The sequence below is a fragment of the Vibrio sp. Vb2880 genome (assembly GCF_033337975.1).
Classification (GTDB): Bacteria; Pseudomonadota; Gammaproteobacteria; order Enterobacterales; family Vibrionaceae; genus Vibrio; species Vibrio alginolyticus.
Genome location: NZ_JAWORT010000004.1, coordinates 133,995 through 160,681, shown reverse-complemented (window position 1 = coordinate 160,681; position 26,687 = coordinate 133,995). Strand labels below are relative to the sequence as shown.

General features: G+C 43.7%; 20 protein-coding genes and 1 tRNA gene. 10 read left to right on the top strand and 11 right to left on the bottom strand.

Going from position 1 to position 26,687, the window contains the following annotated elements; genetic code table 11:
• Window positions 1-291: 291 nt before the first annotated feature.
• Window positions 292-1,056, top strand: coding sequence for a hypothetical protein (locus tag R7M92_RS06315; RefSeq protein ID WP_005378247.1), 765 nt, complete (start codon window positions 292-294; stop codon window positions 1,054-1,056).
• 97 nt (window positions 1,057-1,153) lie between these two features.
• Window positions 1,154-1,924 (top strand): tRNA isopentenyl-2-thiomethyl-A-37 hydroxylase MiaE, encoded by a 771-nt coding sequence (gene miaE / locus R7M92_RS06310; RefSeq protein WP_005388968.1) that lies wholly within the window; start codon window positions 1,154-1,156, stop codon window positions 1,922-1,924.
• A 125-nt stretch (window positions 1,925-2,049) separates the two neighbouring features.
• Here the strand turns inward: miaE and R7M92_RS06305 are convergent, their stop codons facing one another.
• Complete coding sequence (locus R7M92_RS06305) at window positions 2,050-3,678, bottom strand: methyl-accepting chemotaxis protein (protein ID WP_005388969.1); 1,629 nt, start codon at window positions 3,676-3,678, stop codon at window positions 2,050-2,052.
• Window positions 3,679-3,833: 155 nt separating this feature from the next.
• On the bottom strand, window positions 3,834-4,100 hold the full coding sequence (locus R7M92_RS06300) for a hypothetical protein (protein WP_017634954.1): 267 nt from the start codon (window positions 4,098-4,100) through the stop codon (window positions 3,834-3,836).
• A 292-nt stretch (window positions 4,101-4,392) separates the two neighbouring features.
• Between R7M92_RS06300 and R7M92_RS06295 the strand changes: the two genes are divergently transcribed.
• Both R7M92_RS06295 and R7M92_RS06290 read left to right on the top strand, forming a co-directional pair.
• Entirely contained in the window at window positions 4,393-5,721 is a 1,329-nt protein-coding gene (locus R7M92_RS06295) for a sphingomyelin phosphodiesterase (protein ID WP_154204706.1), read from the top strand.
• The gene (locus R7M92_RS06290) at window positions 5,718-6,674 is read left to right on the top strand and encodes an ATP-dependent dsDNA exonuclease (RefSeq protein ID WP_154204707.1); all 957 of its coding nucleotides are present in this window, start codon (window positions 5,718-5,720) and stop codon (window positions 6,672-6,674) included. The genes R7M92_RS06295 and R7M92_RS06290 overlap by 4 nt, the downstream gene beginning before the upstream one ends.
• Before the next feature lie 84 nt (window positions 6,675-6,758).
• Here R7M92_RS06290 and trpS read toward each other — a convergent pair whose 3' ends face one another.
• On the bottom strand, window positions 6,759-7,781 hold the full coding sequence (gene trpS, locus R7M92_RS06285; RefSeq protein WP_025766897.1) for a tryptophan--tRNA ligase: 1,023 nt from the start codon (window positions 7,779-7,781) through the stop codon (window positions 6,759-6,761).
• A 601-nt stretch (window positions 7,782-8,382) separates the two neighbouring features.
• Between trpS and R7M92_RS06280 the strand changes: the two genes are divergently transcribed.
• Window positions 8,383-9,339 (top strand): AEC family transporter, encoded by a 957-nt coding sequence (locus tag R7M92_RS06280; RefSeq protein ID WP_025766898.1) that lies wholly within the window; start codon window positions 8,383-8,385, stop codon window positions 9,337-9,339.
• Window positions 9,340-9,383: 44 nt separating this feature from the next.
• Here the strand turns inward: R7M92_RS06280 and R7M92_RS06275 are convergent, their stop codons facing one another.
• The 4 genes from R7M92_RS06275 to R7M92_RS06260 form a co-directional block, all read right to left on the bottom strand.
• Window positions 9,384-9,839, bottom strand: coding sequence for a MarR family winged helix-turn-helix transcriptional regulator (locus R7M92_RS06275; RefSeq protein WP_017635039.1), 456 nt, complete (start codon window positions 9,837-9,839; stop codon window positions 9,384-9,386).
• Between the two features lie 187 nt (window positions 9,840-10,026).
• The gene (locus R7M92_RS06270) at window positions 10,027-13,188 is read right to left on the bottom strand and encodes an efflux RND transporter permease subunit (RefSeq protein ID WP_054576391.1); all 3,162 of its coding nucleotides are present in this window, start codon (window positions 13,186-13,188) and stop codon (window positions 10,027-10,029) included.
• 2 nt (window positions 13,189-13,190) lie between these two features.
• On the bottom strand, window positions 13,191-14,330 hold the full coding sequence (locus tag R7M92_RS06265; protein WP_053349487.1) for an efflux RND transporter periplasmic adaptor subunit: 1,140 nt from the start codon (window positions 14,328-14,330) through the stop codon (window positions 13,191-13,193).
• A 466-nt stretch (window positions 14,331-14,796) separates the two neighbouring features.
• Window positions 14,797-16,434: a methyl-accepting chemotaxis protein gene (locus R7M92_RS06260; protein WP_053303221.1), complete on the bottom strand. Its 1,638-nt coding sequence runs from the start codon at window positions 16,432-16,434 to the stop codon at window positions 14,797-14,799.
• Window positions 16,435-17,207: 773 nt separating this feature from the next.
• On the opposite strand from R7M92_RS06260, the gene R7M92_RS06255 reads away from it, so the two are divergent.
• A complete protein-coding gene (locus R7M92_RS06255; RefSeq protein WP_054576388.1) occupies window positions 17,208-18,197 on the top strand; it encodes a Solitary outer membrane autotransporter beta-barrel domain in 990 nt (329 codons plus the stop codon).
• Between the two features lie 5 nt (window positions 18,198-18,202).
• Here R7M92_RS06255 and R7M92_RS06250 read toward each other — a convergent pair whose 3' ends face one another.
• Window positions 18,203-18,451 (bottom strand): hypothetical protein, encoded by a 249-nt coding sequence (locus tag R7M92_RS06250; RefSeq protein WP_033905060.1) that lies wholly within the window; start codon window positions 18,449-18,451, stop codon window positions 18,203-18,205.
• An 816-nt stretch (window positions 18,452-19,267) separates the two neighbouring features.
• Here R7M92_RS06250 and R7M92_RS06245 point away from each other — a divergent pair.
• The 3 genes from R7M92_RS06245 (at window position 19,268) to R7M92_RS06235 (ending at window position 22,075) form a co-directional block, all read left to right on the top strand.
• Complete coding sequence (locus R7M92_RS06245; RefSeq protein ID WP_053349484.1) at window positions 19,268-20,599, top strand: cytochrome ubiquinol oxidase subunit I; 1,332 nt, start codon at window positions 19,268-19,270, stop codon at window positions 20,597-20,599.
• A gap of 2 nt (window positions 20,600-20,601) precedes the next feature.
• Window positions 20,602-21,594: a cytochrome d ubiquinol oxidase subunit II gene (locus R7M92_RS06240; RefSeq protein ID WP_005378274.1), complete on the top strand. Its 993-nt coding sequence runs from the start codon at window positions 20,602-20,604 to the stop codon at window positions 21,592-21,594.
• Window positions 21,595-21,946: 352 nt separating this feature from the next.
• Window positions 21,947-22,075: a hypothetical protein gene (locus R7M92_RS06235; RefSeq protein ID WP_257789285.1), complete on the top strand. Its 129-nt coding sequence runs from the start codon at window positions 21,947-21,949 to the stop codon at window positions 22,073-22,075.
• A 273-nt stretch (window positions 22,076-22,348) separates the two neighbouring features.
• Here the strand turns inward: R7M92_RS06235 and R7M92_RS06230 are convergent.
• The 3 genes from R7M92_RS06230 to R7M92_RS06220 all read right to left on the bottom strand — a co-directional run bounded on the left by R7M92_RS06230 (window position 22,349) and on the right by R7M92_RS06220 (window position 25,953).
• Window positions 22,349-22,436: transfer RNA gene (locus tag R7M92_RS06230), tRNA-Ser, on the bottom strand.
• 144 nt (window positions 22,437-22,580) lie between these two features.
• Window positions 22,581-23,030, bottom strand: coding sequence for an L-alanine exporter AlaE (locus R7M92_RS06225; protein ID WP_054575116.1), 450 nt, complete (start codon window positions 23,028-23,030; stop codon window positions 22,581-22,583).
• 502 nt (window positions 23,031-23,532) lie between these two features.
• Window positions 23,533-25,953 carry a hybrid sensor histidine kinase/response regulator gene (locus R7M92_RS06220; protein ID WP_033905057.1) on the bottom strand — a complete coding sequence of 807 codons (2,421 nt, stop codon included), beginning with the start codon at window positions 25,951-25,953 and terminating at the stop codon, window positions 23,533-23,535.
• Between the two features lie 51 nt (window positions 25,954-26,004).
• Between R7M92_RS06220 and R7M92_RS06215 the strand changes: the two genes are divergently transcribed.
• The gene (locus R7M92_RS06215) at window positions 26,005-26,616 is read left to right on the top strand and encodes a YecA family protein (RefSeq protein ID WP_005378278.1); all 612 of its coding nucleotides are present in this window, start codon (window positions 26,005-26,007) and stop codon (window positions 26,614-26,616) included.
• Window positions 26,617-26,687: the final 71 nt, after the last annotated feature.

Sequence of the window (26,687 nt, the reverse complement as noted above, 5' to 3'; positions counted from 1 at the left end):
AGAGAGTTTATTGGCCACTCAAGCGAGCGATATAATAATTAGTTATAACGCGTTCAAATCGAAATGAACAGCAATTTCTAACTTATACCTCAATCACATACTAATAATCTTCAAGCAAGAAACAATATGCACAAAGTTGAGCCAATAAATGACCGAAGTTCTATGATGTGACTTCTATCAGTAACTAAAACGTGGGAGAGACAAAATAATCAAACAAATAAGGTGCCGAGTAAGATAAGATTCATGTATTCTTTAACGCTAGCCGCAGAAAAGTAAAGCAGACGCAAAGATATGAATATTGGTTTAATAATCGCTTTGGTAGCCATCCTACTGGTGTTAATCCTAGGCTATAACATTATGTTGCAATATAAGGTTAAAGTTGAAACCGCAAAAAGGCAGGAATCAGCGCGATATGTAGCCTTGATAGATGGTACTGAAGAGTTGATTGGTCATGCACACCATATCCCTTTTAGTAAAGAGCTGTTGCTGTGTCTAAACAATCGTATTCTTGACGCGCTAGAGAGCATGCATGAGCTGGACCCGAAGAACAAGCAACTTGCTCAACGTATCGAAAATATGAAGCAGCAGATTACGCAGCTAAAAGAGAATGGTCCTACTGGCGAGAGTACCACTTTCAAGATGCCGAGTAGTGATAAACAAGCTATCGTCATGCTTAAGCTGGTTAAACGACTTCGCGACACTATCCGTAACGAGCACAACAAAGGCCGATTGGATACCCAGACTTACGTCACTGAAAATGCGCGCTTGGAAACGATGCAAATTCGCATCAACATTGAAAATGTCATCAAAAGAGCAAACGACTCTATCGCTCGTGGCCAACCAGGCACCGCGCTTCAACTGCTGCGTAAAGGTATCGATGCTTTGAGCACTAAGAGCGATCCTTATTCTATTCAAGCGAAACAAAAGCTTGAAGAGATGTTGGGTGACTTAGATAAAAAGCGCCAAGATAAAAGCGATGCCGAAATGCAGCAGATTGCTGACAAAGAGCGTGACAATGACATGGAAGCACTCTTCGGCGAGAAGAAAAAGTGGTAACATTCACTTCAGGTCAAGAAAGGCTGCAATTGCAGCCTTTTTTCTATCCGCAAGACAACGGATATGCCCAATAAAAATGTGAAGTACTAAAACTAAAATGATGAATCTAGACGCCTATCAAGATCTTCTTGCTCCCATTAACCAATTTCTGCAATGCAGTACACCTGATGAATGGGTAGAGGAAGCAAAGAAACCAGAGAACCTTCAAACCATTTTGTTAGACCACCTACTGTGCGAACTAAAAGCTGGCCAATCTGCCATGTTTTTAATTCGTAAGTATGCCGTTGACCAATCCAGTTCACATGCTCTACTTGACTGGTTTAAGCCCTACGAAGATTTTGCTTACCGTAACGTAGGCTCATTGGAAACTTTAAAAGGCAAGAGCAATATTTCTAAGTCAATCATGGCTAAGTCCGACTCACCATACAGCCAAGATTTGATCGATAAGATGGTGCTTTTGATAAAAGAGGAGTTACACCACTTTTATCAAGTTTTAGAGATCATGGAAAGTCGTGGAATTGAGTATAAAAATATTCCAGCAAGTCGCTATGCTAAAGGACTGATTTCGCATATGAAGACTCATGAGCCGGAAACGCTGATCGATAAACTCATCATTGGTGCGTACATCGAAGCCCGATCTTGTGAGCGTTTTGCCAAACTAGCACCACATATGGATGACGATATCGCAAAGTTCTACATTTCTTTATTACGTTCTGAAGCACGCCATTACCAGGATTATCTTGTATTAGCGGAGCAAATCGCAGGCAAAGATATCAGCGAGCGCATCGCCTACTTTGGACGTATAGAGGCAGATTTAATTTCTACGCCAGATACAGATTTTAAGTTTCACAGTGGTATTCCAGCCTAGCGAGCATATTCTCCCAAGGTTGAGCATACTCTGAACTTATATAGACAGAGAATAAATAAGCCGGACATTTCGTCCGGCTTATTTATTGTAGCAATGAGGTTAGGAATAAAGCTGAAACACAACAGCTAGAGCTGGAATGAACCTATTCGAGTTTTCAAGTTGTGCGCTAGGCTACTAATCTGCTGACAAGCCACAGCCGTTTGTGAAGCTCCCTCAGCCATCTCTGTTGAAGCACTATTAATATGCTCCACACTGCGATTCAGCTCTTCGGATACAGAATTCTGCTCACTGCACGCCGTTGCGATTTGTGTGCTCATTTGCGCTATGTTATCGACAGAATGTTCAATTTCTTTTATCTGGCTATCAGCATCATTAACTTGCTCAACACACTGAGAAATACCCTCCTGACAATCACGGCTTGAATGCCCTATTTTACTGCTGCTCTCTTGTAGCTGATTAACAATTTCCACAATTTGTGAAGTGGAGTCTTGAGTGCGTTGCGCCAGAGAACGAACCTCATCTGCCACAACAGCAAACCCACGTCCTTGTTCACCAGCCCGAGCGGCTTCAATTGCGGCGTTCAGTGCTAACAAGTTTGTTTGCTCGGCAATCCCGCGGATCACATCGACGACCACATTGATATTGTTTGAGCTCGATTCAAGCTCACGTGCCAGTTCATCTGATTCTTGGATCGTATGTGATACACGCTCAATTACTGCGATAGTTTGTTGTAACGTCGCCGTTCCTTGCTTTGCCACTTCCGCAGCCGAATAAGCAGAGGTTGCGCCAACTTCGGTATTTTGTGCCACTTCACTTACAGCAGCTTGCATCTCTGTCATCGCAGAAGCCACCGAGCTAAGTTCAATTTGTTGATTTTGCATACCAGAGGCGGTCTGAGAAGAAATAGCACTCACTTCCTCTACTGCTGCCGTTAGCTGAATCGTTGAGTCATTAATCTCAGAAACCAGCGAATGTAAGTTTGTTTGCATACCGACAAGCTCTTTAAGCAACGTTCCTAACTCGTCTTTGCTCAATTCACTTTCGTCGATTTGATTATTCAATTGACCCTTGGCGATTTTGGAAGCGAATTCCAATGCTCGATCAACAGGCCCGCAAATGACTCGAGAAAGCAACATGGCAGACATTACCATGACCAATGCGACGACGAGCGCACCAACAGCAGCGCTGTATTGTGTAAATGCCGCTTCACTTTGTACTTCTTCACCAATCAAATTCACCAACTCATCGTTCAACGCGAGGGTATCATCCAAGCTGCTCAACGCTTTTGAGTAGGTATCGAAACTCGATAAAATCACATCATTTGCACTTTCAGCATCACCTTGGCTTAGCAGTGCGTTGTAAGTCTTCGTTTCTTTGATGTATTGATTCCAAGTTTCTTTAAAAACGCTAAAAGACTGCGTTTCACGCTTATTAAGGTCGAGCTTTTCGTATTCTGCAATACCAGCCTGCACATCAGAACGCCATTGGTCGAGGCCTTTTAACCACTCACCAATTTTGGGGTGATTTGCGTTTGGCAATAAAGAGAACTCATCTTTACGCACTTTAGTAATATCAACTTGGATACCTTTCAAAATCGCAACAGAAGGTAAACTTTTATCTGTTAACACTGAGATGTCTTTATTCAGTGTTAACAAACCTTGCACCAACATTACTGACACTAAACCAAACACGGCAAAAACGGTTAAATAACTAACCGATATTTTCTTTACGACACTTAAGTCTTTAATACGCATGCACTTTCTCCCCGCAGCCTTTCCAAACCTCTCACTTAAGTGAAAGCTTAACCTCTAAAACACACTGTTTTTTGCGCTCGATATCATTGAACGCTCTTATATACATCGGCTTGAGAGATCAAATCTTGACCAGTAATTGATAGTTTTATCACAAGCTATTTTAGAGATAGGCTCGCATGCTCCGTATTGTGTCTACATCTTTTCATGAGCGCTTCTCGGCGCAGATCCAAGATCTCATCGATGAGCTTTTCTTTCGCGTTTATCCCAAAATGCTGGGCATAATTTTTTACTTTTGCTATCTCATTAGGCTGCAAGCGGTACACCTCTTTCTTTAAACGCGCTTCTGCTTCACTTCTAATCAGACCTTGCTCTTGTAACAATTTAATGATGGTTTCATCGGTTGGATTTACTGCTCTAGCCATGGTGCTCCATCTATCAATTTGAGTTCTAGCCATATGGCTAGATGAATGACGCCGCACAACTTATAGAGCAAAGATGACAGCTTGATTGCAGTGAATGCAATTCGTTGACTGTTGGTATTATTTTTCCACCGCTTCAACGGCCACACACTCAATACCCCCATCCTAACCATTGAATAAAGATCACATTCTGATAACAATTTTCAGCGCTGGCTTAGATGTCATCCATATTTAACGTGCAAGTAACATTTATAAACAAGAATGATTGCTCTAGTTCAAATGATGGAAAAATAAGATGAAATTTTCGCAGTGGAGCCTTTTATTAAGTAGCTTGATAGCGTTACCCTGCATTGCAGATACCGACGTTTACCTAACGAATAACTCTGATCAACCGTTAACTATTCAAGTAAAACATGAAGGCAGTGATTTGCTTCAATACGGAGAAGAGTGGCAACAACATGTGCAGGTACTTGGTCCGTGGGAAACTAAATCTGTATTAAGCTTCAACCGCTGGGAGGGCGTGAAATCAAATCAAACTTACCGTTTTGAAACTGTGGTTTCTAGCCCCGAAGGTGAAAGCATAACACTCAATCAAATAATGGAAGGCCATTGGTACAATTCGACCATTGAATACGGCTTATCCGCAGCCGATGTCGAGTTATCTCTCAAAGATGATCGTAACATTCATCGTGCCAACACTAACGCTTTTGGTACGAGAGAAACCGAACTGGCATTTAAGTCAGACAGTACCGCTCGATATGATGATCTTTACTACACCATCACGCCAAGCAAGGTAGCGGAGTCTGTCGACAACGAAGAACAAAACCTTAAGTTGATGACTTATAACATCTGGGCGTTGACGGCTATTGCATCGCACATTGGAGATCGTTACGAACTGATTCCTCAACATGTAAAAGGTTACGATGTTTTGGCGCTGCAAGAGGTGTTTGCCAGCGGCCGTGATGCATTCTTACGTGAGTTAGCCAAGGAATATCCTTACCAAACAAAGATGTTAGATAAAGAAGGCGTTAATATTCATGATGGTGGCGTAATCATAGTTAGTCGCTACCCTATCGTGAATGAAGCGCAATATGTCTTTCCCGATTGCTCTGGTACAGACTGCTTTGCCGATAAAGGCGTAAATTATGCGGAAATAATTAAAGGTGGTCAGGCTTACCATGTGTTTGCTACCCATACCGCATCTTTCGATACAGACACCGCCCGTGAGTATCGTCAGCGCCAGTTCAAACAAATCCGCACACTCGCCCAATCTCTTAACATTCCTTCAAGCGAAACTGTGGTATACAGCGGCGACTTTAACGTAAACAAAAGAAAGTTCCCTGGTGACTACCAACAAATGATCGCTAACTTAAGTGCCATAGAGCCTCACTACTCTGGTTACACGGAGTCAACCTTTGATCCCCGTATCAATAACTTCGCAGGTGAAGCGTTATCAGGTGGCGAAAACGTGGAATACCTTGACTATGTTATGGTGAGTAGTGAGTACGGGGTGAAATCATTCAATGACAACCGTGTAGACGTGCCCCGCACAACCGCAGAGAGTTTATGGAAACACTACAACCTTTCTGACCATTTCCCAGTAAGCGCAACAATCAAGCCATGAAGAAAATCGCTTTGATAATCATGTCCGCCATTATGGCGGGCATGATATTTTTAACTTTCAATCACGATGTTCAAAAAAAAGAGCTCGCTTCCTCTCCTTCCCCTAAGACAAAAAATCAGAGTGTCTCCAGTACCTCACCACAAACAAGCAGCATCGTGCCCGATACAGATACTTCACCACAAACAACTAAGCTCCCTTCCACAGTTCAAATAACGACTGAGCGATTAACTCAACTCAAAGGCAGGAAACTTGTCGCTGAACTTGAGACGTTTTGGCAAGAGTGTATGTTGGACCGTAGTTGTGAAGAGCAGGTCGCCTTGTTTGAGGCGCATTTATCTTCAGCTCGATTCCAGCTTTTGGCGAACTACCCTCAGCTCAGCAGCCAATGGCAAGAGAGTGTAGGAAATTTGTTATTTGATGAGCAGCAATCACTGGCGTCGCGTATTGCACAGCTGAAGAACGAAGCAAGACGCATCTGGGGAGAATTGGCTGATGTTGTTTTCGCGGATGAGTTCGCGCTGTACGATTTCAACTTAGAAGCCCAAAAGCTGGACACTCAAAGCCCAGATAACTTTTTGCGAGCTTTCGAGCAACTCACCATTGACTGGCAAGAACATGCAGGTGCTATCGGGCTAACAAGCGACCAGGAAAAATATGAGCGTGCGGTCACCCTGATTCCTAATAGTATAAGCCTACCAGATCGCTTGGCGCTCATCGCAGAGCTAGAACGAACTTACTTAACGAAAGAAGAAAGTAAAAACATTCATGCTCGTCGGCAGCAAATTACAGAGCAAAAAAAACGAGTCAAAGATTATCAACAAGCATTACAGCAACTTGAGTCCAAACTAAGAACGCAAAGAGCCTCTAGCCATTCACATTTGTCAGAACCGGAATGGCAAAGCTATTACCAACAAGAAGTCGCGGATTTTCGTCGTGAATTTTTTTCTTCTTAATAATGCGCTTTGACTGACTGGGAACTTAAAAAGGCACGTTGCTAACCAGCCGTCGTGCCTTATGTTCAACTCTCTACTTTTAATTCAGAACAAATTTAAACCAAATACATCTTTCACATCAAATAGCACTTTTTCGGTTTTCTCGCGAGAACGCTCACTACCTTGTTTTAAAATATCAATCAGCTGCGCTTTATCATTCAAATACATAGCGCGCTTTTCTCGAATAGGGCGAAGCATCTCTTGTAAGCATTCTTCTAACACTTTCTTGGTCAAACCATCACCTAATCCACCTCGTCGATAATGGTCTTTTAGCTGTTCTACATAATTTTTATCAGGATGAAAAGCATCGAGGTAGATGAATACAATATTCCCTTCGACTTGGCCAGGGTCCTCAATTTTCAGATGATTGGGATCGGTATACATAGATTTCACTGCCGCGGAAATCTCCTTTTCGGAGGCGCCTAAGTTGATTGCGTTCCCCATGCTTTTAGACATCTTATTTTTACCGTCAGTACTCGGCAAACGAGGTGCATCGCTAAGTAATGGACGGCATTCCCTAAGAACCTCTTTCCCACCCAGGTGGTTTATTTTTCTCACGATTTCATTAGTTTGCTCTAACATCGGCAGCTGGTCATCACCCACTGGTACTAGCGTCGCATGAAACCCCGTAATATCAGCAGCTTGAGAAATTGGATACGTTAAAAAGCCTGCGGGAATAGAGCGTTCAAAGCCTTTACTTTGAATCTCATTTTTAACCGTGGGGTTTCGCTCTAATCGTGCGATAGAAACAAGATTACTGTAATACATTGTCAACTCGGCTAACGCTGGAATTTGAGACTGCAACGTGATCGTAGTTTGAGCGGGGTTGATACCAACAGCCAAATAATCTGCAACGACATTGAGAATATTAGAGGATACCTTTGATGGGTTATGCGCGTTATCCGTCAGCCCTTGCATGTCCGCAACCAAGATCGTTTGCTCGTGCTCCGTTTGCAATTTGACTCGTTGTTGCAATGAACCAATATAGTGCCCGAGGTGTAATGGACCTGTTGCTCGATCTCCGGTAAGTATAATTTCACGCTGAGATGTATTTTTATGGCTATTCATATTTGTCTCCAAGTATTTAATAGATCGCTACTGGAGATAAAAAGATCAAACACTCTTAGCTACCATCCAGCAGCTTAAGAATGTAAGTATTCCGCGCCGCTCTATTTAGAGCGCCACCAAGAGAAGGTTGTTAATGAAGGGCGAACGTGTATTTTCATGTTTTTTAAACTAACAGCACACACCGCAGAACTCAATCTGTTTTGTACTGAATTAGTGTGAGTGTTCCAACAGCCAATTAAGAGGATTACATTGGTAAAGACATCGCAATGACCAAAACCGCACCAAATACCGAACCAGAGACAAACGCACACAGTACAGTTTTGTTGTGTTTCCTTTTCATTGATGAACTCCTATCCATAACTACGATGACCAGCCCTCACATCTAATACGCATGTGGATGCATCACGACAACGAGTTAACCAACATATCGCACGTAGGACCAGTACCGCTTTGTTAAATTGGGACCTCGTCCATAACTTGGAGTGTAAATGACTCCGGAACCTACAACAGAAGAAAATTTCATCACGTTACTATCCTACCCTCCGGGTTTGTGGCTTAATAGGCAACAGGAACACTTTTTTCTTTTGCTGCGGATACTTACATGGAAGCTGTTTTACATCAGTTGCAATTCTCTTTGTCGATAACCGGACCTATCTGTTTGATGTTGGTACTTGGCGTTCTTTTTAAGCGCTTTGGTCTAATCAACGATAATTTTATCGAAGTAGGCTCTAAACTGGTGTTTCAAGTTACCTTGCCTGCAATGTTATTTGTCAGCATTGTGGCTTCAGAACACGACTTTTCCGCGGCAAGTGGATTTGTCAATTTCGGCGTCATCGCTAGTATTTCGTTTTTCATTTTCACCTACCTTTCCGTCAAACTTCTGTTCAAAGCATCGCCTGACCAAGGCGTTCTTATCCAAGGTGGGTTCCGAGCAAATACAGGTATTATTGGCATCGCTTACGTTGCCAATGCGTATGGTTCTCAAGGTGTGGCGCTAGCAGCGCTCTATGTCGCGGTCACCACATTTATTTATAACGTCCAAGCGGTAATTTGCTTATCGCCCAAGGGGGCAACGTCTGCCTCGCAAGCAGCAAAGATGATGGGCCGAACACTGACTAGGAATCCGCTCATAATCTCCATTGTTCTAGGAATGGCTTTTTATTTACTCGCTATTCCAGTACCGAATGTGGTTATTGACGCAGGAGACTACTTGTCCAAAATGACATTGCCTTTGGCGCTGTTGTGTACGGGCGGCTCACTTGACTTTAGCTTGATGAGAAAAGAGAAAGGTCCATCTTGGTTTGCGAGCAGTTACAAGCTCATCGTAGCGCCAGTCATCATCACCATGGGAGCTTACTTAGTAGGGTTTCGAGGAATTGAGCTAGGTATTCTTTTCTTTATGAACGCCTCTCCAGTCGCTGCTGCCAGCTATGTCATGGCGCGTTCCATGGGAGGCAATGCCACGTTAGCTGCAAATATCATCGCACTCACTACGGTGCTTTCTACCGTGACCTGTACGTTGGGCATCCTATTTCTTAAGTTCTACAGCTTAATATAATTGGTCCGCGATAAAATAAAGACGCTAAACGGCATTGATGTCAGTTACTGGTCGTGATTCGCAAAAGTGAGCTTTCTTACCAGACGAAAAAATTCACTCGCTTCAGATTCCGACAAACAAGAAAAAAACTCTTTCTGTAAATTCGTCATGATTTGATGAACTTGCTTTAAAGCATTTGCTCCCTCTTTTGTCATGCTTAGCATTTTAAGGCGCTGATTCGATTTACTTTTAGAAACTTGAACAAACCCTCTCTTTTCCAGATTGTCCACCATCCGCTTTGCTACACTTCGCTCAGTTCGAACCGCATCAGCCAACGCTTGCTGGCTCATAGGTTGAAATTCTTCTAAAGCGGCCAGTGCACTTGCCATTTCTAGTGTCATCAAATTTTGCCGAGACAGCTCGGCTTGGGCACGATTGCGGTACATGCGCTGCATCACACCGCAGACAAACATAGGGCTTTGATCCAAAACGGAAATTGGGGAAATTTTCTGATCTTTCATCGTCGTTTTTCTTCTTTAGGCTTTCATTCGGCCGAAAAGGCTGTGCTGATACTGCACACAACACGCCGTCTTTCAGGCTCGCGTCATAGACGGTAACCACCAAGTGAAAACATAAAATAAAGAGCGCCGAAGCGCCCTTTAATCGTGTTTATTATCACTAGTATAACTCAGTTAAAACAAGCAAGTCCTACTCGCTTTGCTGAGTGGGTTTAGTGCTGGTCTCAGACAACTCTGCCTCCGACTCTTTTCTCGCACGTCGATCAAACAATCGCTCAACCACTACAAAGAAGATTGGGACGAAGAATATACCCAATATCGTGGCACTGATCATGCCACCAAGTACGCCGGTACCTACTGCGTTTTGACCTGCCGATCCCACACCTGAACTGATAGCAAGTGGTACCACACCCAAACCAAAAGCAAGCGATGTCATGATAATTGGGCGCAGACGAACGCGAACAGCATGTAAGGTTGCTTCGATAAGCCCAGCGCCTTTCTCATAGTAGTCCTTTGCAAACTCAACAATCAGAATGGCGTTTTTGGTTGCCAAGCCGACCGTCGTTAATAAGCTCACCTGGAAGAACACATCGTTGTCCATACTTCGCGTCATTACCGCGAGCACAGCACCAAGCACACCAAGAGGCACAACTAACACCACGGCGAAAGGTACTGACCAACTTTCATACAAAGCGGCGAGAACTAAGAATACGACGAGGATAGATAGCGCATATAGCATCGGCGCTTGGTTTCCGGAAAGGCGCTCTTCATACGAAATACCATTCCAGTTCACCGTGAAACCTTCTGGTAGCTTTTCTACCATTGCTTCAATTTCTTCCATGGCTTCACCAGTACTTACACCAGGAGCTGCACCGCCTTGAATATTCATTGCTGGCAAACCATCAAAGCGCTGCAAAAGAGGAGAGCCATAGGTCCACTCGCCACTCGCAAAAGCAGAGAAAGGCACCATCTCTCCTTTAGCGTTGCGTACGTACCATGAATCGAAGTCTTTTGGCTGCATGCGGTATTCCGCATCACTTTGCACCATCACTTTCTTCACACGACCGCGATCAATATAATCGTTAATGTAAGCCCCGCCCCATGCAGCTGACAGGATTTGGTTTACGTCATTGATACTGACATCCAAAGCACGAAGTTTGACGTGGTCAATGTTAACTTTGTACATTGGCGCATCTGCCTGACCGTTTGGACGAACACCGACAAGTTTCGGGTTTTGTGCTGCCATGCCCAGAAGTTGCCCTTGAGCCGCAACTAATGCATCGTGCCCTTTATTCAACGAGTCTTGGAGATAGAAATCGAAACCTGTCGAGTTACCTAGCTCTTGAATCGCTGGAGGGGCGAACGCAAACACCAAAGCTTCTTTAATGGTAGAGAAGTACCCCATCGCTCGACCAGTAATGGAAGCGGCATCGGCGCCAGGCGCTTCACGCTCAGACCAATCTTTCAGACCGATAAATGCCATCCCCATGTTTTGGCCTTGGCCTGCGAAACTAAATCCAGCAACGGAGAAGACTGACTTTACATTGTCTTTTTCGTCTACTAGGTAAAAGTCACGCATTTTCTCAAGTGTTTTTTCCGTCTGTTCTTGTGTTGAGTTAGGCGGCAAAATAGCCATTGAGAATACTGTGCCTTGGTCTTCATCTGGCAAAAATGACGTTGGAAGGTTCATAAATAACCAGCCAGCACCTGCACTCATTGCCAAAAATACAACCAACATGCGACCTGTGCGTTTTAGAAGTTTGGCAACGCCGGTTTCATAGCCTGCTGTCATCGCATCAAACTTGCGGTTAAACCAGCCAAAGAAGCCTTTCTTCTCTAGAAGCTCAGCATCGCCTTTTTTCAGCAACGTAGCACACAATGCTGGAGTCAGAATTATCGCAACCAAAACGGAAAGCGTCATAGCCGCCACAATAGTTATTGAAAACTGACGGTAAATAACCCCGGTAGAACCAGACATAAACGCCATAGGGACGAATACCGCTGAAAGCGTCAAACCGACACCAATCAGGGCACCAGTGATCTGTCCCATCGATTTTTTGGTCGCTTCTTTGGGCTCTAACCCATCCTCATGCATCACACGCTCGACGTTTTCCACCACAACGATGGCATCGTCCACCAACAAACCGATAGCCAGAACCATCGCGAACATGGTTAACGTGTTTACGCTAAATCCAGTCGCGTACAAAATAGCGAAGGTGCCGAGCAGTACGACAGGCACTGCGATCGTTGGAATGATCGTCGCACGGAAGTTCTGCAAGAACAGATACATGATTAAGAACACAAGAAGAATGGCTTCTAATAGCGTTTTAACCACTTCTTGAATCGAGGCTTTGACGAATGGCGTCGTTTCAAATGGGTAAGCAATCTGCAACCCTTCTGGGAACGTAGCACTCAGTTGGTCTAAGCGCTCTTTTACCGCATTGGCTGTCTCAAGCGCGTTTGCGCCAGTACCTAATGAAATACCTAACCCCGACGCTGGGAAGCCATTATATTGGCCTCGAATATCATAACTTTCTGCACCACGTTCAACACGAGCAACATCTTTCAAATAAACATTAGAACCACTGGCGTCAGACTTAAGAATGATGTCTTGGAACTCTTCCACACTGCTCAAACGACTTGCAGACGAAATCGTTGCATTCAACAACTGGCCTTCCTGCGCAGGTGCTGCACCAAGTTGACCTGAAGAAACTTGCGCGTTCTGTTCACTGATCGCGTTCGCTACATCGATTGCGGTCAAGTTGAATTGCGTAAGCTTAAATGGATCCAGCCAAACTCGCATCGCATACTGCGCACCAAACGCCTGCACTTGTCCTACGCCAGTTACACGACTTATCGGGTCTTGAATATTCGTTACAACAAAGTCGCCGATATCGTTTTCTGTAAAGTCAGGATCTTCAGAATAAACTGCGACAACCATGAGAAATGCCGTATTGGATTTATTGACGACAATACCTTGGTTTTGTACCTCCATCGGCAATGAAGTCAATGCCAATTGCAGTTTGTTCTGCACCTGTACTTGCGCGATATCAGGATCAGCTTCGCTATCAAACGTCAGGGTAATTGTCGCATTACCAAATGCATCACTGCTCGATGATAGGTAGCGAAGGTAATCTAATCCCGTCATGTTTTGCTCGATAACTTGCGTTACAGAGTCTTCAACGGTTTTTGCTGATGCACCTGGATAGCGAGCACTGATGGTGATCGTCGTCGGTGAAATCGTTGGGTATTGCGAGACGGGTAAATTGAATAATGACATTACCCCCGCCAACATCGTTAGAATCGCGAGAACCCAAGCAAATACCGGACGATCGATAAAAAATCGTGCCATGATTACTCCTGTTCACCGTTTTGGATAGTTACCGAACTGCCTGGCCCTACCTTTTGTAAACCGGCGGTAATGACTTTATCACCCGCGTTCAAACCATCAATAATGCGCCATTGGCTATTGATCGCTTCAGCAGTCTTCACTGGTTTCGCTTCCACTTTGTTCTCGCCATTAACCGTCATCACTGTCGCTTTACCTGTCGCATCACGAGATACCGTATTTTGTGGTATTAGAATCGCATCAGGGTCGACACCAGTAATGACCGTCGCACGAACAAACATTCCAGGTAGCAACAAACCGTCAGGGTTTGGGAATTCGGCACGAAGCGTCACGCTGCCCGTACTTTCGTTCACATTGACCTCAGTAAATTTCATTGTGCCTTTGTGTTCGTAAGTGCTGCCATCTTCAAGCATCAATGTAACTTGCGCAGAGTCATCTTCTTGCATATGGCCTTGGGAGAGTGATGCTTTCAAACGCAGCAGTTGCGCGGATGATTGCACAATATCAACATTGATAGGGTCAAGCTGCTGAATGGTCGCTAATTTGGCAGCTTGGTTAGCCGTAACCAACGCACCCGCTGTCACACTCGATTTACCGATCACCCCGCTAATCGGAGCTTTGACTTGCGTATAATCTAAGTTGATTTTTGCTGTGTTGATCTTGGCTTTTGCGACTAGGACCTGCGCTTTCGCTTCTTTGTATGCAGCTTCTGCTTCATCCAAGTCTTGTTGGCTGATGGATTTTTTGGTGATCAAGGTTCTGTAACGCTTTACCGTGGCATAGGTCGACTCTGCCGCAGCTTGCGCACGGATTAATTCCGCTTCAGCGCTCAGCAAATCCGCCTGAAATGACGAATCATCAATTTGATATAGCGACTGTCCTTGTTCAACAAATCCACCTTCAACAAAATTTCGTTCCGAAATAATGCCAGTAACTTGCGGACGAACTTCTGCTTCTTTGAATGCTCGGCTACGACCCGGCAACTCTACTGTCAATGCTTGGCGCGTTGGCTGCACTGTTAACACTTCTACTTCGGTTGCGGGCGCAGGACCACCACCTTGGCTCGATCCTTCTTCGCTAGGTTGACATCCAACCACAAAAAGGCTCGACGCAATCAGCAGAGATAGCGTGGTTTTACGTCTCATGAATTTTTCTCTCTTATCTACCGACAAGCCTTCAAGATTCCTTATTAAAAGCTTCTAGAATGACTTAATAATGACTAACGGATGTATATCCAGAACAAATTAATTAGGATGATAAATACCCAGTGTTGTACATACAACAAAATTTACAGTTCTATACGCTTACGAAAAACGTTTATGGTAAAGGTGTTATGAAGTTCTCAAATTTGAAGATTTTGGGTTGGAAATCACATTTTCCTGTGTGCAATTGCAATGGTTAAAAAGCAGCAAAAGTGATGATAAAAACATCATCACGCTGTACAGAGTTTGTTACCGCTGTCTAGGGTTATTTGCCCACTCTGGTATACGAACTAAAGTGAGAAAGGAATGTAAATATAGTCGAAATTTCACAAGTCAGGTTCGCCACTTATCTAAAAAATAACCCGCTAAGAAGCGGGTTATTTCGTCAGTGAGATTGCTGTTCTCAAGCTTATACTTTGAACTGACTGACCTGATGATCTAAACGTTGAGTTTGCTCTGACAACATGGCTAAAGAAGCTTGCGCTTGGTTTACGATTTCCACAATTGAAGTGCTACTGTCTGCAATGCCTTGTACGTTGCTATTTACTTCGTCACTTACTGTACTTTGCTGGCTCGCAGCCGTTGCAATGTGTGTATTCATCTCGTTCATACGTGAAATCGCGTTCAAGATTTCAGAAAGGGATTCACTCGCTCGGCCAGCGGACTTGATCGTTTCATCACTGCTATTTTGGCTACCGCGCATCACTTCTACAGCTTGTCCTGCACCAGATTGTAGCTTTTCAATCATGGTTTGGATTTCTCCCGTACTCTGTTGCGTACGACTGGCTAAAGAACGAACCTCGTCCGCTACCACAGCAAAGCCTCGCCCTTGCTCTCCAGCGCGAGCCGCTTCAATGGCTGCGTTAAGCGCTAATAAGTTTGTTTGCTCGGCAATACCACGAATTACATCCAGTACGGACGCAATGTTACTCACATCATGATCCAATGTGTTAATGACGTGGCTTGCGCTTTCGATTTCACTTGCGAGGCTACGAATTGAGCTAACCGTTTGATCCAAAATAACATTGGTATTGGTAAGTTCATCATTCGCTGTTTGGCTCGCAACCGCGGCTTCGTTAGCGCTATCGCTTACATTTCTGCTGGTGACTTGCATTTCGTGCACTGCCGCCGCTACCGCCTCACTATCTTTTTGCTGAGAAACGGTCGAGTTCGCGATGGTCGTAGTCAACGAGCTAAGATTTGCCATTTCGTTACGTAGGGTATTTGAGCTTTCAATTACCTGAGCGACTGTCACTTGAATTTTGGACACAAACTGGTTAAATGCGTCTGCTAAATTGCCAATTTCGTCTTGTGTTTTTACATCAATTCGCTGACTTAGATCACCTTCACCGGACGCAATTTCTGTCATCGCATTTTTAATATCATTGATAGGCTTCACAACCGTTTGCAACAACAAAAACGCCATCGCAATAGCGGCCAGAATAACAATCACAATGCCCGCTTCAAGAATGAGTTCTGCTCTTGTTGCAGCCGCTGATATTTCGTCCTTCAATTGGCTTTGCTTTTCTTCTATTGCATCTTTTACAACGTTAAGCTGCGCTCTAACCTCGATAAATTGGTCTTCAAAGGTATGTTTGTGCTCATTGTAGTAACCACGCCATTGAGATTGAGGTAAACGTAGCATCGCCTCATAACTTGCTAACCATTTTTCACCCAAAGAGACAAGCGTTCGAACTTCATTACCATGTGTAGAAGGCGTCACACCGGCTTGCGATAGCTCAATCATTTGTTCCATACGCGGCAGCGCTTTGTATGCGTTGTCTTTGTATTCACCGATGTGGTGATCAATATCGGTTTGAGTATCAGAAAGAGCAACACCTTGGATTGCAGATGTAGCTTGGTAAAGATCGCGGTAAGCATCCTCAATCGTTAATAAGTTCGGCACGATCTGTTCGTTGAGTGTCTCACTCAATTCAGATTGCTTCCAACTTGTCATAACGTTTAATACAGAGCTCACAATAAACAATCCAATAATCAATGACAGCGGAATCACTATCTTCTGCTTGATCGTTAAGTTCTGGAACATGAATAGACTCTCTTTATTTATGGTATACAAACTGCCGGAAATTATATCAAACAAATAGAGTATACTATTAGGTAAAAGAGGCTATTCAACATGAAATCTAATGACTTTTTGACAAGGGTTCTAATTTCAACAATTAGTTGATTTTATACAAAATTTAACAAAGAGATCTTTTCAAAAGATGCAAATTAAAATGCTCTTTCAAAACGAAAATATGTAACAGAAAGTGAATTAAAAGGGACCACATTTTGAAGAATAGATCGACTCAATGATTTACTGAGAACACATACAAAACACAGTTCTTGGATTGAGCACCACCGCGGAATATGCAAAGGTCCGAACATTTCTTCTAAAGCTCAAAAAAACCATTGTTTATCTGACGTATTTAAGGGTACTCCTTGATGATGTTAGTCGTGATCTTGGCAGACAGGATGCTTACAAGTTTTCGAAGTTAACCAGTAGCACAGTGAACGATTCAGATTTTCTTGAGCGCCAAGGCAATAAAAAAGTTTGCTATTTTCCTCTCAAGAGACGCATTAAAGAAAATAATGCAACCTAGTCACAAAGTCTTGCTACATCTTCAGAAAAGAATGATGTTGCTAAACAAATCTGGTGCAGCATACACATTGAAGCTAAACTCGTTTAAGGAACTTTTTCATATCAATATGAGAAAACATAGATTTCTCAAAGTTACACCGACCATTCAACGATTAAACTAATGTTAGCGTACCGGTACGTCCAAAAACTCCATGCATGAACCATTTGAAAGAGCCAAAATGTTCCAACCCAACTTCGCCTCAGTGGAGTGGCGAGTCGTTTCGCTCGCTCTCCTACTCTCTCTTCCTAACACAGCTCAAGCGGATCCACTAGATAAGGAAATTAGCAACCTTCTCCAACAACGTTTTTCTATCGCGGTTTTGCTGTCCGACACTGACGCAATTGCGTTTGGTATTGGCGACTTTGATCCGAATGCATTATTTGATACCGCCAACCCAGAGTTCGGGACTGACGAGTCAATCAATGAACGTCGAAGCAAATCCGTATATGTTCTCCCTTACACGACTAACTTTGACATAGAGGGCAGCGAGGACTTACATGAGCTGTCGTTTAAGGCATTTACGATACAAACAGAGAATGATCTCAAACTATTCGGCACAAGTAAGGATCTTCTCAAGGAAAGGACATACGGTGCATCGATTGGTTATGGGTATCTATACAAAGCAAGTGAAAACGTCACCCTTAGCACCAGAACGACGACTCACCTTATGCGTTATGAAAACTCATTCTCTACCGATAATAAACTTTCCTCCATCATTGGAAGAATCCTAGACGGCCGTGCCGTTAACGTTTCAGCATGGGCGGCAATAGTTCAACCATCCATTAAAGCCAAATACACGTCTCCCACAAGTTGGGGGAAATGGCATGCCAGTTCGACATTGAATTCATTCATTGGGCACAGCTGGGGAAGCGCAAATAACGGCAATATAGGCAACCCTAAAGGTTGGTACCTATCTAATGAAATCACCGGTTACTACAATATTTATCACGGTGAGCAAGCTTTATTTACTGGGATTAAAAGAGTCGACCTTTCGCATGATTTAAGCGACGAACTTGGAAGTCCGCATTACTACGAAGCTTCTATAGGATGGCTATTTTATGCACCAAAGCCCTTTGATTGGTTGGACAATTTCGGCATAGGCGTTAACTTCAACTACGGCTCGACTCTCAGAGGTGGCAGCATTCAACTTTACTACAACAAACAATAAAGCCGTCAGTACAGGAACCTGTTGGTAGCATATATAACAAGAAGAACTAGAAGACACAAAAGGAATGGCAGAGTTAGCGTCTTCGCAAACTTTTTCATGAGACTTGGGTTATCAAACACCACACCTTCCGCTTCTCTTACCCTTCGCTCTTCGTCAAAATGCCATTTAATGGCTAAGTAGGCTCCTATCCCTAATACAATAAGCTTAAAAGCTCCAGCAAAGTAAGGAAAGAAATTAGCCCAACTGTCGTTCATTATCCATCTCCATCAAATTCAATATCAGCTTTGCGGTGGCAGAATCCAAGATTCATGTAGAATGCCCCCCTCAAAGTCAGACTCTCTGGCTAGCGTCAGTCTACTGCTCGAGATAGCTGTCCACAACTCTCTTTACCATATCGGCATTTATTAATTATTTAATAAATAACAAGAAAGACACTAGCACACTTGCTGAAAAGTAAGTGTCAGTTTGGATTGAAACTCATCAGGAATCGAAAATGGTCCGCAGTCGACTTGCTGATCTAGTGAAAGCCGAATTACCTAGCTTTAAATCGTTCGCTAGTATAAAAATGTAGCCTATCGCACTTCTGGTCGAGTCCTAACAAACTTATGATGCATATGTCATTAGCGGTGCAATTTTAAGTTTATCAATTAGCTAAAGTTTCCCACCTTAACTGTCAGTAAGCTTGCTGTGTTTGAGATGATCTCGACATGACTAGTGTATAAATAGTATGGAGGTTCAAAGTGAAGGCAAGGCAAATTTCCTTACTAAAAATATTGTTTCTGTAATTTTATTTCAGGATTATCGAAACCATCATAAGGATAATTCGAACTAATCTTAATCCATGCTCCTTCAGTTACATTTGCTTTCTTTTACTCACTTCTCGCGACTATTAGTGGCATTTTGAGACAATTTCCTACACTCCTTTCTTTGTCTTAGTTGATATAAATCATGGTTAGAAGAAAACAGAATCACCTGTATTTCTCGATACATGAATCCAAACTGCCCGACTTTTCGTAACTAAATTACAGATAGACACGATTTTTAGTATGGCACGTTTTTGAGGAACCAAGATGTTAGATACCCTCATGCTGTCGCGGATCCAGTTCGCGGCCAATATCAGCTTTCACATTCTCTTCCCGACCATCACCATCGCGTTGGCATGGATGTTGGTGTTTTTCAAGTGGCGATATAACCGCACACAAGCCCCCGTATGGCTCGATGTTTATTACTTCTGGGTCAAGATATTCGCTCTCACTTTCGCCTTGGGTGTGGTATCCGGCATTACGATGAGTTTCCAGTTTGGTACCAACTGGCCAGGCTTTATGGAACGAGTCGGAAACGTAGCTGGACCATTGCTCGGATACGAAGTGATGACCGCCTTCTTTATGGAAGCCACCTTCCTGGGTGTAATGCTTTTTGGACGAGGACGAGTACCGGAATGGGTTCATACTCTCGCCACAGTTCTGGTTGCTGTTGGGACAAGTATGTCCGCATTTTGGATTCTGGTGCTTAACAGCTGGATGCACACACCAAGTGGCTATGAAGTGATTGACGGCATTGTTCATGTGACCAGTTGGAAAGAAGTCATTTTCAATCCTTCTTTACCGTACCGTCTTCTACACACGCTATTAGCATCGGCGCTGACTGCCAGCTTCTTGATTGCGGGTATCTCGGCTTATCAAATAATGAAAAAGCCAGATCATCGCTCAGCCAAACTTGGCCTAAAAGTCGCGTTGTTCGCGGCGGCTGGGTTCATCCCGGTACAAATCTTTGTCGGTGACCTTCACGGGTTAAACACGCTTGAACATCAACCTGCAAAAATTGCAGCGATGGAAGGTGTGTGGGAGACCGAGCAAGGCGCACCTCTTCTACTATTTGCGATGCCAAATGAAGAAACTCGCAGCAATGATTTTGAAGTGGGCATCCCTAAGTTGGCGAGTTTGATTCTTACGCATGACTTAGACGGGGAAATCCAGGGACTTAACGAGTTTGCGCCTGACCACCCGCCAGTGAAGCCCTTGTTCTTTGGTTTCCGCGTGATGGTTGGTGTGGGCGTCCTTATGCTGCTGGTTAGCTGGTATGGCGCGGTGAAGCTAGCACGCAAAAAAGCGCTACCTAAACCTTACCTATACACAGTATTAGCCATGACGTTCTCTGGTTGGATAGCCACACTGGCGGGTTGGTATGTTACTGAGATTGGTCGACAACCTTGGTTGGTCAGCGGTGTATTGCGTACATCAGAAGCCGTCACCACGGTTGCGAGCAGCAGTGTGATGACTTCTCTCATTATGTATTTAGCCATTTACGCTGCATTGTTGGTTGCGTACATCCATACCCTGTTCTATTTGGCGCGAAAAGACGTTGCGGCCCATGAAGTCCCACTGACACAACAAGAGGCCTAATCATGCTCGACTATCTACCAGAAATTTACCTTCTGCTGCTTGGCTTCTCGGTCTTTATGTATGCCGTGCTTGACGGCTACGACCTTGGCGTCGGTATCCTGTTGCCGAGTGATAATGAAGCTCAGCGTGACCGAATGATAGCGTCTATCGGCCCTTTCTGGGACGCGAATGAAACGTGGTTAGTGTTAGCCGTTGGTATTCTGCTGATTGCCTTTCCTACTGCTCATAGCTTGATTTTGACGGAGCTTTACATGCCGACCGCCATCATGCTGATTGCGTTGATCATGCGTGGCGTAGCGTTCGACTTCCGAGCCAAAGCGAACTCGGATCATAAACCTCATTGGGATTGGTGCTTCAGAATTGGCTCGTTAGTCACCGCGCTAACCCAAGGCTACATGGTGGGCCGTTACATCATGGGATTTGAGCAATCAACCGAAGCATTTGGCTTTGCATGGTTAAGCGCACTTTGTGTAACGGCGGCGTATGTTTACATCGGTGGCGCATGGTTGGTATTGAAAACGGAAGGTGATTTGCAAATACGCTCGGCGCGTTGGTCTCGTCGTGCGGGTTGGTTAGCAGCCTTAGGAATCTTGGTGGTTAGCGTTGTAAACCCAATTGTAAATCAACAAGTTGCCTTGCGTTGGTTCAGCTTCCCAGAAATCTTGTTGCTTGCCCCAGTTCCGTTAATTGTATTGGCAACCATCTTCCTAGTTGATCGCTATTTGCGTCAGGTTCCAATGGTGAATGATCTGGGTGTGCGCTGGCCTTTTTTTGGTGTCACCGTCATTTTCGCGTTGAGCTTTCTCGGGCTTGCGTATAGCTTCTTCCCAGAAGTTGTGCCGGGGTTGATGACCGCACAACAAGCGGCCTCCTCACCTGCGACATTAATAATCGTGGGCTACGGTGTGATGATTGTTATGCCGGTGATATTGCTTTACACCTTTGTGGTATACCGGATCTTCAAAGGCAAAGCGACAGAACTTAGCTACAAGTAGGAAAGGTAATTCCTCAACAAAGCGCCGCTGCTCATGCGGCGTTTTTTTTGCAGTACTCAACGACTAAAGTATCTACCCAAGGCGACTGAGTGGGAACGCTGAGAGAATGTAGCGGCAGCCAGTAGTTTGTTCCTAACTAGAACGAGATAACCGTTTCTCAACTATAGCGATACAGGCACAAAAACAGAAAGAACATTTGATGTTACAAAAGGTAGACCGCCACTTTAAAACGCTTTGAGTATTTTTTTTGCGCTCAATGAGGTGCAAGTATACTTATGCTTTTTATGACTTGTGAACACTCAATTGCATGTTATGTTGCTGTTGAAATAGTACATGAAATAAGGACAAGAACATGAAGATACGATGCGAAACGACGCAAAGCATTGAAAAATTTAACCCAGATGACCTCAATCCAAACACAGATCTCTTTGTTATGATTGCTGTTGTATTCGTGTTCATGGCTGTTTTGCTTAGCATCTAGTAGCAATACGTTCATTCTTGTGGCCGTATTCATACCTCATGTGATATGGGTGCTAAATTCTAGATTAAAGCGGATGGGCTAACCCGCACCAATCAGATTATGGCTGCCTCTGTATAGCTTCTTCAATTTTGGCGTTGTATCGAGGTGAGATATGAACAGTTGGCTTGTAGATAGAGTTGCGTTTGCACTCTGAGTACTCTTATGTACTTTCAATGACGCATTACTTTAGTGCAGATATGAAAAAAGGCCTGATAAATCAGACCTTTTAGAATGTGGCGGTGAGTGAGAGATTCGAACTCTCGATACGTTGCCGTATACACACTTTCCAGGCGTGCTCCTTCAGCCACTCGGACAACTCACCGAATCAAATTTTGGTTAGCATCATTGGCTAACGAGGCGCTAATTTAATGATTATGTGCCTGATGGTCAAGGCTAAACATAAAAAAAAGCGCCCTTTTCGAATCGATTGCTCACTAAGTAACTAAATTGAGCAAAACTGGGGCATTTAGATGCTTTGAGAATAACCGGGAACACGGAACCAACGGCGGCACATGTCCAGGAAGTACCCATACAACACACCCATGCCACAAGAAATAACAGCGTTACTTGCTACTGCGGTCACAATTTGATCTGTAGACGCGCCAACTGCGAATAAAATACCCGCATAAACTGGAGATTGAAATAGTACATAAGCGACCAGATCAGAGATATTCTTCATAAAGGAAGACGGTGACACCTTACTACCTTGATGCAGCACCCAATCACGAAAAACCCCATACGGCCAAGCAATGGCGATATTCACTGGAATCGATAGCGTACGCGATGCTAGAGATTGCTCAAATGTCATCCCTGAAATCAAAATCTCGACAATCATCCCTGTGATAAAGCAAAAAACAACCATAGCAAAGGTATCCGCTGCGGCGTGACGAATACAAAATGGTCCACGAGACTTCATTTACAAAACCCTTAAAATCAAACACTGCAATTAATGAAAATAATAAAACTATTAACCAGCAAAAAGACATCAAGCCAGTTAATGATGCAATTAGAACACACAAAAACTAGCTTATGGTCCTGTATTTAAAATTAAGTTGTAAATTTATAACCAACTTTTAAAGTAAAAGTAGTTTTTTTCACCAATGGCGAGTAAAAACGCCTAAAATTACGTAAAAATGGTACAAAAACACGGATTTCACTTACATAAAAAGGGGTTACGATAATTATTTTGACGTAAAGTTAGAACAAAACTCGGACTGTAAACAGCCACTCCTATAGCTTATGCTACCGAGCTGCGAAAATTCAGAGTATTACCGATATAATCACAGTAGAAGGTCTTGCTGCTTTACTCGTAAAAGTAAAACTGCAAGCCTGTTCATTGCAGGTTAGAAGAGTTTGTCACGAAGCTGGATGACGTATGAATAGTAAGAACAATTCACAGTTGCGCCATATTGATTCAGTTATGGTGAGGCCAGCAAAATCGTTAATGTATCGATATCATCTTGGTCTGGGGATTGCTGACGCTTTAAGTTACTTCTTATCCGTTCAGCGACTGAAGAAACGTCGTCACTGAGTTCAAGGGGAGCCTCCGCAATGATCGCTGAAATAGCCTCAAGTGCTTCATTAAGATGTCCATTATCTAGAGCGACATAGAAGTTGAGTAACCACTTTTCAGCATTAAAGCTATCTGCTGCATTTCCATCAAAGTCCGATTGGTACTGATATAACTGTGTCGCATGAAGATACAGTGCATCATTTAATTCAGACTCCACTATTGGTTTCGCTATTATGTGGTCTGCTCCTACATTAATCATACGTTCTTGTGTTTCTTTGAACACATCCGCTGTACAGCCAAAAATCAGTACCGACTTAGCAGGTGAACTCATTGCTCGAATGGCTGATATGGCCCCAACGCCATCTAGAACAGGCATATGATTATCCATCAGTATCAAATCAAATGGTTTGATCGCAACCTCATCGACTGCAAGCTGACCATTTTCGACACTTGTGCACTCAAAGCCCTTGGCTCGGAGGAAAGTTTCCATAATGATCGCATTTGTTCGGTTGTCTTCAACAATGAGTGCTTTCAACCCTTTACAGTTCAATTTATGTGTATTGATTGACTCTACTTTACCTGGCTTGCAAGGTGTAAGGGCAATTTCGACAGTAAAAGTCGTTCCAGCGTCCTCCTGACTCTCTACAACCACTTGCCCACCCATATGTTCCGCGATTTCTTTGACTATTGCTAAACCAAGCCCTGTTCCACCAAACCGTCTAGTCGTTGATGACTCCGCTTGCTCAAAAGGACGAAAAATGCGTTTTTGTGCCTCTTTTGAAATACCAATCCCTGTATCTTTTACCTTTAGTATCAGCTTGGTGCCTGCCTTACTCGATTTCTCGGCTAGCTCTACCTCTACGATGCCACGATCGGTGAACTTAACAGCGTTATTGAGTAGATTGAACAATACTTGACGCAAACGGGCTTTGTCATTGTTGTACCAACGACCCGTTGGTAAATGCGAGACGACTCTAAAGCGAAGACCTTTTTCTGCACACAGCGTTTGATAAACACTCTTGATACTGCCGATAATCGACTCAATTGGGAAAGGCTTATTTTCAAACTCAACATGCCCTTGTTCAATTTTTGAGTAATCTAAAATCTCATTGAGTAATGTCATCATGTGATCACCTGAATCATAAAGTGTTCTCAGGTGCTTACGCTGCTCATCGGTAAGTGGTGTTTTTAACAGTATCTGGGCAGTTCCTAGTACACCGTTCATTGGTGTGCGAATCTCGTGGGACAATGTGGCTAAGAATGCCGTTTTAGCGTTTGTCGAAGCCTGAGCTTTTATTCTCTCCTGCTCTAAATAGATCGTCTTTTCATTGAACTTCTCGATAAGCTGTCCGATTTCGTCATCGCTATCATAGTCAATATCTATGATCCCACCAGTTTTCGAGTCATCAATCTTAGCGGCAATGCGAACAATTGGTTCAACAATATAGCGATTCAGTAAGTAGTAACCGACCAAGACACACAAGAGCAAAAATGGAATGATCCTCCCCTCAACGCTCATCACTTGTTCAAACACTTGATCGGCGACTTTAGCTTTTGCGTTGACAACTTCCATGCGCCAATCGAACTCTCCGAAATCAAGCTCGCTGACATAAATTTCGTCCGTCAGTTGAAAGTTGTGCTCAATAATCACGTTTGAGTCAGCATCTCGAACCACTACCCCCAAAGAATGCTGGTTCGTGTGCTCTCGAATAAACTGAAAAAGTGCATCAAGTGATAGGTCTACCGTTACAACTCCAGCGAATCGACCATTTTGGTAATATGGAGAAGATGCGGTAATCATCTGGACCTGAGTAAAGGTGTCGATGTAAACCGTAGACCAACTAACAGAACCTACCGGAGCATCGGCGGCAGCGACATACCAGGGTTCATTATCATAACCGCCAGATTCGGGGTTATTGTAGGAGTGAATTTGGTCAATACCACTATCACTGTTTTTATTGAAGAATAGACTTTTATATCTCCATTGTTCTGCTTTGAGTTCGGGTTTAGGCCATACGCCACCACTAACAAGCATCTTGTCACTCAATTGAAGAATATGTGGAATTATTGTGTTGAGAGATTGAATATTTTCAGTCCCTTGGGCTAGCCCTACTAAGCTGCTCAATACACCTGTAGAACTGAGGAGGGGCTCTTTTATCTCAAGAGCCAGGAGTTGGGTACGTAACTCTAGGTTTTGCTCTAGCTTTTGTCTAACCGGTGGCTCAACAACCAAATAGGCGACAGAACCGATAGTGGCGATAAAGAAGCACAGGTAAAGTGTTAGGGCGAGAATGCTTTTTTTTCTAAGTGATGAGCGAATTTCCATAGATGTGTGAATCATTCCCTAATATCGATTTATCACTAATTGATTGGTAAGATGAGCGCAATCAACCAGCCCATTAACAAATGGTATTCTATTTTGAAACTACAAGACATCCTTTCTCTCCCAGAACTTGACGGTAAACTACTAAACCTGGCAAAAACTCAAGGCTTTGTAACAGCGATGGCTGCAGCACCAAACGTATTAATGCCTCAAGAGTGGTTGCCATTCTTATGGGGTGGAGAAGAAACAGCGCCATTTACTGACGGTGAACAACTAGAGCAGTACATTGACGAGATTGTACAAATGTGGAACCAAACTCGTCCCGCTCTCCTAGAAGGCACTTGGCAGTGGCCTGCAGGGTGCGCGCTAGATGAGCAAGACATTGTAACAAGTCAGGCTCGCGATTTCTGTGAAGGAGTATTACAAGGCTGGCAACTTGCGCGTGATGACTGGGAAACGTTGATGCCTGAGGATAGCGAAGATAATGCCCTACTCGGTGGTGTTTTACTTTCTCTTACTATGCTTTACGACCCAGAAACGACCATTGAAACATTGGCCGAACAAGGTATGGAAGGCTTAGAGCAGTTTGAGGAAATCTTCAATGCAATGCCAGTGATGTTATGTGGTCTTACCCAGCGCGGTGTTGCATTAGCTGAAGAACAATAGACGCAACGCTGTCGACCATCAAGATTGAACGGCTGAATAGACAAAAAGCTCTCCAAATGGAGAGCTTTTTT

Excerpts from the sequence above, each read along its gene's own strand:
- R7M92_RS06315 (WP_005378247.1), top strand. The coding sequence starts at position 292 with ATGAATATTGGTTTAATAATCGCTTTGGTAGCCATCCTACTGGTGTTA.
- miaE (WP_005388968.1), top strand. The coding sequence starts at position 1,154 with ATGATGAATCTAGACGCCTATCAAGATCTTCTTGCTCCCATTAACCAA.
- R7M92_RS06305 (WP_005388969.1), bottom strand. The coding sequence starts at position 3,678 with ATGCGTATTAAAGACTTAAGTGTCGTAAAGAAAATATCGGTTAGTTAT.
- R7M92_RS06300 (WP_017634954.1), bottom strand. The coding sequence starts at position 4,100 with ATGGCTAGAGCAGTAAATCCAACCGATGAAACCATCATTAAATTGTTA.
- R7M92_RS06295 (WP_154204706.1), top strand. The coding sequence starts at position 4,393 with ATGAAATTTTCGCAGTGGAGCCTTTTATTAAGTAGCTTGATAGCGTTA.
- R7M92_RS06290 (WP_154204707.1), top strand. The coding sequence starts at position 5,718 with ATGAAGAAAATCGCTTTGATAATCATGTCCGCCATTATGGCGGGCATG.
- trpS (WP_025766897.1), bottom strand. The coding sequence starts at position 7,781 with ATGAATAGCCATAAAAATACATCTCAGCGTGAAATTATACTTACCGGA.
- R7M92_RS06280 (WP_025766898.1), top strand. The coding sequence starts at position 8,383 with ATGGAAGCTGTTTTACATCAGTTGCAATTCTCTTTGTCGATAACCGGA.
- R7M92_RS06275 (WP_017635039.1), bottom strand. The coding sequence starts at position 9,839 with ATGAAAGATCAGAAAATTTCCCCAATTTCCGTTTTGGATCAAAGCCCT.
- R7M92_RS06270 (WP_054576391.1), bottom strand. The coding sequence starts at position 13,188 with ATGGCACGATTTTTTATCGATCGTCCGGTATTTGCTTGGGTTCTCGCG.
- R7M92_RS06265 (WP_053349487.1), bottom strand. The coding sequence starts at position 14,330 with ATGAGACGTAAAACCACGCTATCTCTGCTGATTGCGTCGAGCCTTTTT.
- R7M92_RS06260 (WP_053303221.1), bottom strand. The coding sequence starts at position 16,434 with ATGTTCCAGAACTTAACGATCAAGCAGAAGATAGTGATTCCGCTGTCA.
- R7M92_RS06255 (WP_054576388.1), top strand. The coding sequence starts at position 17,208 with ATGTTCCAACCCAACTTCGCCTCAGTGGAGTGGCGAGTCGTTTCGCTC.
- R7M92_RS06250 (WP_033905060.1), bottom strand. The coding sequence starts at position 18,451 with ATGAACGACAGTTGGGCTAATTTCTTTCCTTACTTTGCTGGAGCTTTT.
- R7M92_RS06245 (WP_053349484.1), top strand. The coding sequence starts at position 19,268 with ATGTTAGATACCCTCATGCTGTCGCGGATCCAGTTCGCGGCCAATATC.
- R7M92_RS06240 (WP_005378274.1), top strand. The coding sequence starts at position 20,602 with ATGCTCGACTATCTACCAGAAATTTACCTTCTGCTGCTTGGCTTCTCG.
- R7M92_RS06235 (WP_257789285.1), top strand. The coding sequence starts at position 21,947 with ATGAAGATACGATGCGAAACGACGCAAAGCATTGAAAAATTTAACCCA.
- R7M92_RS06225 (WP_054575116.1), bottom strand. The coding sequence starts at position 23,030 with ATGAAGTCTCGTGGACCATTTTGTATTCGTCACGCCGCAGCGGATACC.
- R7M92_RS06220 (WP_033905057.1), bottom strand. The coding sequence starts at position 25,953 with ATGGAAATTCGCTCATCACTTAGAAAAAAAAGCATTCTCGCCCTAACA.
- R7M92_RS06215 (WP_005378278.1), top strand. The coding sequence starts at position 26,005 with ATGAGCGCAATCAACCAGCCCATTAACAAATGGTATTCTATTTTGAAA.